Annotated in this window: 7 protein-coding genes and 1 pseudogene; 5 read left to right on the top strand and 3 right to left on the bottom strand. The window is 38.5% G+C overall.

Annotation, left to right across the window (positions count from 1 at the left end; translation table 11 throughout):
- The first annotated feature begins 28 nt into the window (after window positions 1–28).
- Both NSR00_RS14635 and NSR00_RS14640 read left to right on the top strand, forming a co-directional pair.
- Window positions 29–1,156, top strand: a pseudogene (locus tag NSR00_RS14635) (IS110 family transposase).
- A gap of 953 nt (window positions 1,157–2,109) precedes the next feature.
- Window positions 2,110–3,057, top strand: coding sequence for a sugar-binding transcriptional regulator (locus tag NSR00_RS14640; protein ID WP_066246910.1), 948 nt, complete (start codon window positions 2,110–2,112; stop codon window positions 3,055–3,057).
- Between the two features lie 615 nt (window positions 3,058–3,672).
- On the opposite strand, the gene NSR00_RS14645 is transcribed toward NSR00_RS14640, so the two are convergent.
- Window positions 3,673–4,365 carry a response regulator gene (locus NSR00_RS14645; RefSeq protein WP_340789563.1) on the bottom strand — a complete coding sequence of 231 codons (693 nt, stop codon included), beginning with the start codon at window positions 4,363–4,365 and terminating at the stop codon, window positions 3,673–3,675.
- Window positions 4,366–4,386: 21 nt separating this feature from the next.
- Window positions 4,387–5,964 carry a sensor histidine kinase gene (locus NSR00_RS14650; protein WP_340789564.1) on the bottom strand — a complete coding sequence of 526 codons (1,578 nt, stop codon included), beginning with the start codon at window positions 5,962–5,964 and terminating at the stop codon, window positions 4,387–4,389.
- A gap of 133 nt (window positions 5,965–6,097) precedes the next feature.
- On the opposite strand from NSR00_RS14650, the gene NSR00_RS14655 reads away from it, so the two are divergent.
- The 3 genes from NSR00_RS14655 (at window position 6,098) to manA (ending at window position 10,921) form a co-directional block, all read left to right on the top strand.
- A complete protein-coding gene (locus NSR00_RS14655; RefSeq protein ID WP_340789565.1) occupies window positions 6,098–7,147 on the top strand; it encodes a DctP family TRAP transporter solute-binding subunit in 1,050 nt (349 codons plus the stop codon).
- Window positions 7,148–7,857: 710 nt separating this feature from the next.
- Window positions 7,858–9,144, top strand: a complete 1,287-nt coding sequence (locus tag NSR00_RS14660; RefSeq protein WP_340789568.1) for a dicarboxylate/amino acid:cation symporter — start codon at window positions 7,858–7,860, stop codon at window positions 9,142–9,144.
- 826 nt (window positions 9,145–9,970) lie between these two features.
- A complete protein-coding gene (manA, locus tag NSR00_RS14665) occupies window positions 9,971–10,921 on the top strand; it encodes a mannose-6-phosphate isomerase, class I (RefSeq protein WP_066247027.1) in 951 nt (316 codons plus the stop codon).
- Window positions 10,922–11,022: 101 nt separating this feature from the next.
- Here manA and NSR00_RS14670 read toward each other — a convergent pair whose 3' ends face one another.
- Window positions 11,023–11,883 (bottom strand): alpha/beta hydrolase, encoded by an 861-nt coding sequence (locus NSR00_RS14670; RefSeq protein ID WP_340789569.1) that lies wholly within the window; start codon window positions 11,881–11,883, stop codon window positions 11,023–11,025.
- Window positions 11,884–12,044 lie beyond the last annotated feature (161 nt).

Below are 12,044 nucleotides of genomic sequence, written 5' to 3' on the forward strand. Positions count from 1 at the left end.
GAATTTATCGATGGAAGGAGTAAGAATCATGGATGTTCTTTATCATCGTTGTGCAGGATTAGATGTCCATGCCGAAACAATTGTCGTTTGTGCTCTTCTTGGAGAGGAAGAACACGTTCAAAAGGAAGTTGAAACATTTCCTACTTTCACGAAAGACTTGTTTCGTCTTCTGAAATGGTTAGAAGATCGTGGTGTCACTCATATTGCGATGGAGAGTACGGGCGTTTACTGGAAACCTGTGTTCAATATTTTGGAAGATTACTTTGACATTACACTTGCCAACGCTCAGCGAATCAAAAATGTACCGGGGAGAAAAACCGATGTTTCCGATGCAGAATGGATCGCCAAATTGTTGCGTTACGGATTGATCGAGAAGAGTTTCGTACCTCCTGAGAACATTCGAGAATGACGGGATTTAACTCGCTTGCGCAAAAAATGGATCGGGCAGTTAACCGCGGAGAAAAACCGCATTCAAAAAGTGTTGGAATGTTCCAATATCAAGTTAAGTTCCGTGATTTCGGATGTATTTGGTGTATCTGGGCGAAAGCTACTGGAACGTTTAATGAAACAGGGATACATCGAAGAAACCGAAGTCGATGCTTGCATTCACAGGAGTATGAAGAGGAAAAAACAACAAATTCAGGATTCTCTCTTTGGTACATTGACCAACCATCAACTGTTCATGATTCGCCAATCGTGGAAGCACATCGAATCGTTGGAAAGTTTACTTCGAGACATCGAAGAACGAATCGACCAACTCTTACAAGTATACAAACAAGAGATGGAGCTTCTTGTGACCATACCGGGGATCAAGAAGGAAACCGCTGCCGTGATTATCGCTGAAATCGGAGTCGATATGGGACAATTTCCAACGTCTCAACACCTCGCTTCATGGGCGGGAGTCGCGCCGGGAAATCATGAAAGTGCTGGAAAACGAAAAAGTACCCGAACGACGAAGGGGAATCCGCATATCAAATCGGCGTTATGTGAGGCGGCTTGGGCTTTGTCTCGATGTAGGAATCAACGTTTGGCAGCGAAATATTGGTCATTGGCGGCACGCAGGGGAAAGAAAAAAGCACTCGTTGCGATCGCGCACCGAATGCTTACCATCATTTACTGCATCATTTCTCGAAAAGAACCGTTTCGAGAGCAGTAAATAAATTAGTATAACCAAAAAGGTTCAGAAATATACGAGATACCTAAAAATAAGGTAGCTCTGCTTTCCTATTTCCTTTTTTTGGTCGTTAATAGGGTATCCAATTTGATTGTGGGGTATACCGCTTCAGCCATGGTTAATTGATTTTCACAGAAAAAGATTAATAAGAATTTATATGGAAACAAGGGGAATGATAGTTAAATAGTCTAGATGGTCCCAGTTCACCTTCGTTAAATTGTTGTTAAAACATGGCGGATTCTTTTTTGTGTTTGACCTTTTTGATTAAAGAAATTGAATAAAGGAAAAGTCCTTTGTTTATTTCAATATAAAAGTGTGGAGAGGAATAAAGTGCTTATGCAGTGATATACACTGGGCTTTACATGGAGGAAGGCAATAAAAGTTTAACTGTTTTAACTGGTGATTGTTGGAAGAATTAAGCTGCAGCGGCTCCATGTCAAGCCTTTTATAACTGAATCGTTGAGTTATATTATTGCAAATTTTTAATGTTGACTCCACACTCTGCTTTTTTTCTTGCAGAAATAGTCCTTCTCAGCTCTGGCAACAACTTTCACCATTCCCCATTTTAGATCTTTCGTATGCTTTTCATTTAGGCTATCTAACTCAAGTGTAGAAACTTAAGGCCGTTAGTTTCTTAACGTGTTTGATGAATCAAATTGAACAACTCAGAAAATTCTTGCTTATTCATTTTACTTATTAGTTCATTTGTTGTGTTTTTTGTGTTATCCTTATCCATGGGAATTATCCTTATAATTAGAAATTCTAATTATAAGGATTTTTTATACTGATTAAAGACCATGTATTTTCCATATATTTAAAAATATTACAAAATTTTTTGAATATAACAACTTGAGGAATAAGATTAATTTAAGTCAAAGGTTAGTTAATATAAGTTATTTTTAACAATGCTGATGGTTAAATAAAGAGGTGAAGAAATGTTAACGTGGGAAGAAAGGAGACAACTTGTCAAGATAGCGACTTTATATTACACAGAAGGATGGACACAAGAGCAAATTGCCAAAAAGATTGGCGTGTCTAGACCGATTGTTTCGAAAATGATACAAAAGGCAAAAGAAGCAGGAATTATTGAAATATATATAAAAGATGAGAGTATCCATACAGTTGAATTGGAACAGAAGCTGGAAAAATATTTTAATTTAAAGGATGCAGTTGTTGTTCCTTCTGTAGGTTTAACTCCTGATTTGGTAAAGAGTGCGGTAGGACGAGCAGGTGCTTATTATCTTTCTAAAAATTTAAAAAACGTAAAACGTCTCGGAATTTCCTGGGGAACTACACTTGCCGAACTTGTAAAGGAATTTCCATATGTACGTAATGAAGATATACATATAGTTCCGCTCGAAGGTGGTATGGGAAGAAAATACGTTGAAATTCATGCAAATCAACTGGCATATGAACTGGCAAAAAAGTTAAATTGTACATGCTCTTATTTATACGCTCCTGCGATTGTAGAGACAGAAGAATTAAAAGAAAGATTATTAGCAATGCAGGATATAGAAGCAGTGCTTGAAGAAGGACGAAATGTCGATATAGCAGTCATCGGAATTGGTAACCCGCATAGGTCATCTACATTGCGGAAGTTAGGTTATTTGAGTGATGAAGATTTAAATTATTTACGCAAGCTCGGTGTAGTCGGAGATATCGGATTTCGTTTTTTTGATGATTTTGGAAATGTTATTATCGACTCTTTTACGAACAAAGTAATTGGCGTTACTTTAACAGAACTGAAAAAAATTAATCAAGTAATTGCTGTTGTTGAAGGGATACACAAACTTGAAAGTATAAAAGCTGCATTAAACGGTGGATTTATAAATGTTTTAATTATCGATGAACAGACTGCTGCAGCAATTGTTGAAAACTGGTAATACCCTGTTAATTCAATCCCATGGGCCGATTTATAGAAAAATTAAATAAAAATACTATGCTCCAACTCTCAAATCATTAAGTTTTGAAGTTGGAGTTTTTTTGATTTTGCTGAAATATTTTGCCGATTTAAAACGTCGACGCTTACTTAAAAAAATCACGCGTCTTTGTTTAGCATGGGGCATTTTGTAACGGATCATGACAAGGCAGTTATTCCACTAAAAAAAGTGGGGTAAAAAATTTAAAAGCAAAGTTGAAAATGGTAATGGCGAAGGAACAGATAAAGAGCGGACAATAGGTTGAAGGAAAGCAAGGGAGGAGGAGCAAAAGTTGAAAATTCAACGCATTGAAAGGCAAAGTCGGCGGAAAATTCTGAACTTTTTTCTAGAATAATCGTTGTTATTGAGAACTCATAATGTGGGTTCGAAAGCCTTTCTGTGTCCCGATTGAAAAAGCAAAATGTCCGATAAGAGAAAATTGACACCATTAGTATTCAACGTGCAATGACTGTTCCCCTGATAAAGCCAACATAGCATTTATTTGTCCTAGCAATATAAAAATGAGAAAAGTGGTCCAGCTCAATGATTTTTTCGTTTGTTTTTCACCTCTAGCCAAGCTTAATCAGAATGAAACATATATCGATTGACAGGTCTTCCGATGCTGCCATACTGAACATGGATTGAGACTTTTTTGATTTTCGCCAGGTAGTCTAAATATCTTCGTGCAGTAACGCGTGCAATACCGATTCCTTCCGCAACTTCTTCAGCGGAAATCGGTTCTTTTTGATTTTGGAGGAAACGGATGATCTTATCAAGTGTTACTTGGTTTAACCCTTTAGGCAGGTCTGGATCCTCTGGCTTGCTCTTTAATTTATTGTTTAACAACATAGTGTCTACATCTTTTTGCGTTAATTTTTCTTTTTCCTTCAGCTGGCTATGATAAAGCAAATAGTTTTTTAACGATTGTTGGAGCCGTTCAAATTTAAACGGTTTCATAATGTAGTCAAAAGCGCCGTTTTGCAGGACACGGCGAACAGTTTCCATATCTCTCGCAGCGGTAATCGCAATGACATCTACGGAATGACCCTCTGACCGGATTTGCTTAAGCGTTTCTAATCCATCCTGATTAGGCATGTAAATATCTATAATAACTAGTTCAGGTTTCAATTCTCGAACAAGCTCTATGCCTTCTTTTCCGTTCCCTGCGATTCCAATCACAGTAAAGCCGTCGACTTTTTGGATAAATTGTTTATTCACCTCTTGAACCATGGGATCATCTTCAATCAACAATACACTAATTTTTTTGTTCAAATTTTTTGCCCCCTTTGTTTTTTACATATCAAATGTGATGATAAATGTAGTTCCCATACCTTTTTGCGACTCAACATGAATGTGACCGTTTGCTCGGTCAACAATTTGTTTGACCAGATATAAGCCTATTCCATGATTTTGCTTGTTTTTTGTGGAAAAACCCTTTTCAAAAATGTTCGGTAATACAGAATCGTCTATGCCAGGACCGTTATCTTCAACTAATATCGTGCAAATTTCTTTATTTTGATCGATGCTGACGAATATTTCTTTGTCAGGATCAGTCGACTCTTGAAAGGCATCAAAAGCATTTTCAATTAAATTCCCAATGATGATCACCAGGTCGTGATGATCGATATTTTTTGGAAATCGCTCCAAATGGCTGTTTCTGTCAATGAATACTTTAATTCCGAGCTCTTTGCCCCGGCTGATTTTGCTGAGTAAAAGGCCCGATATGCTTTCATCTTTAATATGTTCAGTTAAAAAGTTTGTCAGCTCTTCTTGCTCTTCCGTTATTTTGAATACATATTCTAACGCTTTTTCTTTATGTCCAAGCTGAATGAGACCTGCTATTGTGTGCAATTTGTTCATATGTTCATGATTTTGAACACGAAGCGCGTGGACAAAAGCTTTGACTCCGGTTAATTCTTCCGCAAGCTTTTTGATTTCAGTTCGATCCTGGAAAATGGCGACAGCTCCGACCGTTTCGTTATTCACTCTGATCGGGATGCGATTGCTTAAAATGCTTAGATTCCTTACCTGCAATTCTTTGTTATAAATAGGACGGTCAATTACTAATATTTCCGGGAGTCGGGTGTCGGAAATAACGTCGCGAATCGGCTTTCCGATCACATCTCCTTCAATGCCCATCATTTGTTTGGCACGGTCATTAAAAATAGTTATACGTTCATTTTTATCAATGGCAATGACTCCTTCGTGCATAGCATTAAATGTTTCAGTCCGTTCAACTAGCATTTTAGCTATTTCAAAAGGCTCCAAGTGAAACATCTGCTTTTTTATATGTCTTGCCAGGAGCCAGGCCCCCAAACCGCCTAATAGTAAGACAAGAAAAGAAATCGAAAAAATTTGCGATTTTAAATTTGCAAGCAGCTCATATAAGCTTGGAAGCTTATAGGCTGCGATGACGACTCCAACTTGTTTATGTTCTTTATTCATGACAGGTACAAAGGCGCGGATAACAGTGCCGATTTCTCCATTTGCTTTTGACGTATATGTGTGTTCGGCAAAGGCAGGACCTTCATCTTCTCCTTCCGATTTTGTTCCGATTAAAGATTTGACCGGATGGGAAAGGCGGGTACGATCCATATCGAGCACAACAATATATTCTGTTCCGTTAATGATTTGAAGACGTTCAATCATCGAAGGAATCAGCTGGCGATCTTTCAAGCTTCCATTGAGCCCGTTTCTGACTTCAGGCAGCGCCGCAACCGTCCTCGCAGCTAATATAGATTGCTGTTTAAGCTCTTCTTCTTTTTGGTTTAAATATTCGTTTACAATAAATAATCCTCCGAAAAAAAGCGATAAAAAGACAATAATAAAAATTAAACCTGTTATTTTCCATATAATTGGTAATCGCTTCATAAGGCAACCTCTTTTAGCTAAACGTTCATACTTGCTTTATTTTATCACAGATTTGCTTTCCTTTACTTTAGAGAAAGAGCATGCTTGGTATAATTTATGTTAAAATGATCAAAAACAAATGGTGTGATGAATCATGAAGAAAAAAATCGTGAGGTATTTGGCTATAGTATGTGCCGGGTTAGCCTTTGCGTTATTTTCCTATAATATCATTATACAATCTCAAAATGATCCACCGGTTTACGATGATGAGCAAGAGGGGCTAAAAGAGCAAATTAAAATCTATTTCAGCCATGTAGTGGCGGAGGATACGCCAAAAGGCTTGGCTGCACAAAGGTTTGCAGATTTGGTCGAGGAAAAGACGAAGGGCCGAGTAAAAGTGATTGTGTTTCCAAACGGTTCATTATATTCAGATAAAGATGAAATAGAAGCTTTAAGAAAAGGCAAAGTGCAAATGATTGCTCCTTCCTATTCAAACGTGGCAGAATTGGTTCCGGAATGGGAAGTGTTAGATTTACCGTTTATTTTTCAAAACGATGATAATGTTGAAAGGGTTTTAACAGGAAAAATTGGCGAAGAGCTGCTCAGTATGTTAGAACCGAAAGGATTTAAAGGACTGGCTTTTTGGGGAAATGGATTCAAACAAATGGTAAATAGTCAAATGTTTATGAAAAATCCGGATGATTTCAAAGACCAAAGATTTCGGATCATGCCTAATAAAGTCATAAAAAAACAATTTAACATGTTAGGAGCGGAACCGATTGCCCTCTCATTTGATCAAGTTTATGAATCATTAGAAGAGGAAGCATTTGACGGACAAGAAAACACAATTTCGAATATTTATTCAAAAAGATTTTATCAATTTCATCCGTATGTAACAATTAGCAATCACGGTTATTTAGGATATGTCGTAATGGTCAATGAAACATTTTGGAATCAGCTACCTAAAGACGTTCAAAAACAAATTATGGAAGCAATAGAAGAAACGACAGCTTGGAATATGAAGCAATCGAAACAGCAAAATATAATACAGCTTGAAGAAATGAGGCAAAATCCAAATATACATATTCATACGTTAACGGAAAAAGAGCGAAAGAAATGGCAGGAACGATTTGTGCCGCTTTACCAAGAATATGAAGCGAAATATGGAAAGCTATTAAAAGAAATAAGAAATGCAGCAAGCTGAACTAGCCATCGTTTCAGCAAAAATGGACTGTCCGCGAGGCGGCAGTCTTTTTTTATGGAATTTGAGAGAAAAAATTTGTTCAGTGAGGTGTTATATTCGCCGCTCTCAACCATTTTTACGCATGGTACACCACAAGAAATAGTCCAACGAGCATTCGGTGGAAAGATGTAAGATAAAGTACATGGACATCACAGCGGCTGCACTTTCTTTACAGGAATGGCTGAAATAAAACCTTTCAGCTTATCGGCAGTAACTATTTGAAACGAATGAATGATTCTAAGAAACTCGATCTCATGGTTTATCGCCCGTTGTGTTTTGATTTTTTTGGGGTTACCAATGGACAATCGGTTATGAAAATGGTCATCGTTGGAGTTACGACTGAAGCATAAGAGTCGTTGGGCAGTAGTTAACCAGCTCTGTTAAGGAAGGAGAAGAAGCCGTTTACGTTTCTTTGGAGTGACCAGCTCGTTAGACTTTAAGTGGGAGTAGTTGAAAAGCAAAAATGAATCTATTAAGAGTTTCTGCTTCTGTTTCCCAGAATGACTAGGGAGGTGCTGATCCTTTCTCATTTTTGGCCATTCAAATTAATTTTGAGACCAAAAAGAACAAAAAGATTAATAAAACCATAATATTAAAACTTTTTGAACATTCTATTAACATAAATGTACGGACGTTTGAAAACGTTATCAAAGGGGAAAGGAGAGAGATAGATGCGAATAAACTTTAAAAACCTGACTGTACAAGTTATTATCGGTATCATTTTAGGGATTACAGTTGGATTTTTATTCCCTGAGTTCGGGGCGAAATTAAAGATTTTGGCAGATATTTTTATTAAACTAGTGAAAATGGTGATTGCACCAATTGTATTTTTCACCGTTGTCATCGGCATCGGATCGATGGGTGATCTGAAAAAAGTAGGCAGGATCGGCGGGAAAGCTCTGATCTATTTTGAAATTGTTACGACGATTGCTCTAGCTATCGGGATCTTTGTCGTAAACATTATGAAGCCAGGTGAGGGCTTTAACACCGATAGTGTGCAAGGAAGCGATATTTCTCAATATACGAAACAAGCAGAGGAAACAAGTCACGGTGCTTTAGACTTTATCATGAGCATTGTGCCAGAAAATGCAGTGGGAGCGCTCGCGAACGGAGAACTCTTGCCGATTTTATTCTTCGCAGTCCTTTTCGGATTAGCAGCGGCAAGACTAGGGGAAAAAGCAAAACCTGTTATCAATTTGTTTGAACAATTGACAAATATCTTTTTTGGCATCGTAAATATGGTTATGAAAATTTCACCGATTGCGGCTTTTGGTGCAATGGCCTATACAATCGGAAATTTCGGTCTGGGATCGCTTGTGTCTTTAGGAAAATTAATGGCCTCTGTCTACATGACGATGTTCTTATTTATCGTGATCGTGTTGGGACTGATCACAAAATTTTACGGGTTCAGCATTTTTAAATTTATCGCATATATAAAGGAAGAAATATTGCTTGTGTTAGGAACTTCTTCCTCTGAATCCGCATTGCCAAAATTGATGGAAAAGCTTGAGAAGTACGGATGTTCTAAGTCTGTTGTTGGTCTTGTTGTTCCGACTGGGTATTCTTTTAACCTAGATGGAACGTCGATTTATTTGTCAATGGCGGCTATCTTTATTGCACAGGCATATGGGATCGATTTAACCATTTGGCAGGAACTGACACTACTTGGAATTTTAATGCTGACTTCCAAGGGCGCTGCAGGTGTGACTGGTTCCGGATTTATTACATTAGCCGCTACTTTGGCTGCATTTCCAATGGTTCCGGTTGAAGGAATTGCTCTTCTCATCGGTGTTGACCGATTTATGTCAGAAGCCCGTGCGATTACGAATTTAATTGGAAACGGTGTCGCAGTAGTTGTTGTGTCAAAAATGGAAGGAGAGTTTCATCCGGAAAAAGCTTCTCAAGAAGAGCAGGTTTCCAGTCAGGCGGCTGGCACTGTATATGCTAACGAACAGTGATCCGAAAATTTGATAACAAATCAAAAAGAAAAGGATGCTTTAAAGAATTCGGCATCCTTTTCTGTTTGTGCGCCCGGCATGTATATGAACTATAGGGTGTAAGTCCCGAACCCCGAAGACAGAAGTAGAGGTCAGCCAAGAGCAAGGGTGTCCGTGGTGACGCGGAATCTGAAGGAAGCGAGCGGCAAACTTCCGGTCCGAGGAACACGAACCTCATATAAGGCTAGGTATGATTGAGTGAGTTTGCAAAACAAAACAAAGCTCTTTCTGTCGAAGGTCATATCGAGTAAATGAGGCGGATAGATGGTGTGAAAGTGCATGTACTTACCCGGGGAGGTCTGGTGGATATGTGAAGTACGCTTCATAACCTACTTAGTGATAAGTAGCTGAACCGTCAGAAGTCAGCAGAGGTCATAGTATTAGTTGATCTAGAACAACTAAGAAGGACCGAACAATTAAGAGAGAATAGCCCTTGGCATTCAGTGAGTCATGATGAACACAGAAAACGTAGTACCTCACTTGAGGGAGGAAGCGGTGAATCCCGTGGGAGACCTCTTGGAGGGTGGAGTGACCACTGGCATAAAGAGAACAGCTATTCACGGAAGTTATAAAGACTTGCGTCAATTATCTTAATTGAACCGCCGTATACGGAACCGTACGTACGGTGGTGTGAGAGGACGGGAGTTAATCGCTCCCTCCTACTCAATTGATATTGAAGGTTTCTCTTCAGCGAGCTCTGTATAAAAAATGAAAAAAGGTGAAAAAATTTCAAGAACTGTTTAATATAAATAATGGGGAAATTATTGCAGAAAGGGAGTGGAACAAGGTGGTGCAGTCTCCAATTTTTTTAAAGCCTGTTTTTAAAGATCGAATTTGGGGTGGAACAAACCTTCGCACTCATTTTCATTACAAAATTCCAACGGAGACAACAGGAGAATGCTGGGCGATTTCTGCCCATCCGCATGGTCAAAGCATTGTAGCAGAAGGAAAGTTTAAAGGAAAAACATTGGGTGAATTATGGGACAACCATCGAGAATTGTTCGGCGGAATAAAAGGGGATCGATTTCCTCTCTTAACGAAAATTCTTGATGCAAACAACGATTTGTCCGTGCAAGTGCATCCAGATGATGAATATGCAAAAAAGCACGAAAATGGTGAATTAGGAAAAACGGAGTGCTGGTATATCATTGACTGCTCAGAAAATGCGGAAATCATTTACGGTCATCATGCCAAAACGAAAGAAGAGCTCGTATCCATGATTCAAAGCGGAAAATGGGATCAATTGCTGAGAAGAGTAAAAATAAAACCGGGCGACTTCTTTTATGTTCCGAGCGGCACCATCCACGCCATCTGCAAAGGAACGCTCATCCTTGAAACGCAGCAAAGTTCTGATACGACTTACAGAGTGTATGATTACGACCGTGTAGATGCAAACGGAAATAAAAGAGAATTGCATTTGAAACAAGCGATAGAGGTGGCGACTGTTCCTCATAAAGATTACACAATTGAACGTTCTGTGGAAGTAAAGGAAGGAGCAACGATTACCACATTTATCAAAAACGAATTTTTTTCAGTTTACAAATGGGAGATTGACGGCGAAGGGAAGTTTGTTCAAAATCATCCGTTCCTTCTTGCAAGCGTGATTGAGGGAGACGGGGAGCTTACTCATGATGGCCGTTCATACACACTAAAAAAAGGGGCTCATTTTATTTTGCCGAACCAAACAGGCGATTTCGCAATAAAAGGAAAATGTGTTCTCATTGTATCTCATGTATAAAACATTTATCCCGACTCTTCTTCCTCCTTTTAAAGGGGAAAGAAGAGTCGGGTTTTTTTATTTGAAAAAGGTCATTCGGTTGAAGAAATACTTTCCCCAACTCAATTGTACCCCCATAGAAATTCGCCGATATACTTGTCCACTTTCGGATGCTCATGAAGACCGCTGTGTGTGGCAAGTTTATCTTTAACAATGATTTCATGATAATTTTCTAACGGAACAATATTTCTAGCGCTGAGAGCGCTCTGGATGGAGACAACTCCATCACTGTCTTTATACTCGGGATTGATCCCTGCGATATTGAGAACTTTCGTTTTTTTAGAAAATTGATCCCGGTTGTTCAATATTTCTAGTAAAGCATGAGAATCTGGCTTTAAATCAATGATTGCTTTACCTGTATTTAGCTTATGGTAAGATTCCTGTTCTATTCCTTGAAACGGGCTGCCTATGACCACCATTTTGCGGACAATCGGGTAATCCGTCAAGCCGTTCGTATCCTCAATATATTTTGTCGAAACGAGTCCTCCCATCGAATGAGCCACAATGTATAGCTCGTCTACCGAATAGTTTTCTTTTAATAAGCGCATTGCCTTTTTCAGAGAATTTGCCGTTTCCTCAATACTTGTGCGGTTTTCCTCAAAAACAATTTGTATAAAAGGATTTTTTAAGTTTTGTGGGGTTGTTCCGGAAATATGGACAATGCCCATGCGATCAACTCGAATGACCATTGATTTTGTTCCCCAGCGGTAATCATATTCAAAACGATGCAGCATATGTTGGAACGAGCGCATTGTTCCTTTATAGCCATGGACAAAGATGGTCGGAATTTGAGGTTCAATGCTAGCAAAAGAGTCGTTTGAATCGACATGCTTCGAGCGCCACGTAATAAAAAAAACGCTTAAAAGCAAAAACGTAAATAAAAAAATAGATGCCATTCGCCCCATCATCGATTTTTTTCTCACGATAAGTTCACCTCGTAATGATAATATTATACTAATTTTTTGGTTTTATCATGGAATTTTTTTTTTACAAAAAAGTTTAGAAATTTACCAAATTTTCTTGAAATTCGTGTATAATATACATCGAAAGAACTAGTAAAAAAAGTCTAATGTCATGCAAGGAT

This window comes from Aeribacillus sp. FSL K6-8394 (assembly GCF_038008865.1).
GTDB lineage: Bacteria > Bacillota > Bacilli > Bacillales > Aeribacillaceae > Aeribacillus > Aeribacillus composti.

Bases quoted from the DNA above. Each gene is read 5' to 3' on its own strand.
- NSR00_RS14640 (WP_066246910.1), top strand. From the start codon at position 2,110: ATGTTAACGTGGGAAGAAAGGAGACAACTTGTCAAGATAGCGACTTTA.
- NSR00_RS14655 (WP_340789565.1), top strand. From the start codon at position 6,098: ATGAAGAAAAAAATCGTGAGGTATTTGGCTATAGTATGTGCCGGGTTA.
- NSR00_RS14660 (WP_340789568.1), top strand. From the start codon at position 7,858: ATGCGAATAAACTTTAAAAACCTGACTGTACAAGTTATTATCGGTATC.
- NSR00_RS14650 (WP_340789564.1), bottom strand. From the start codon at position 5,964: ATGAAGCGATTACCAATTATATGGAAAATAACAGGTTTAATTTTTATT.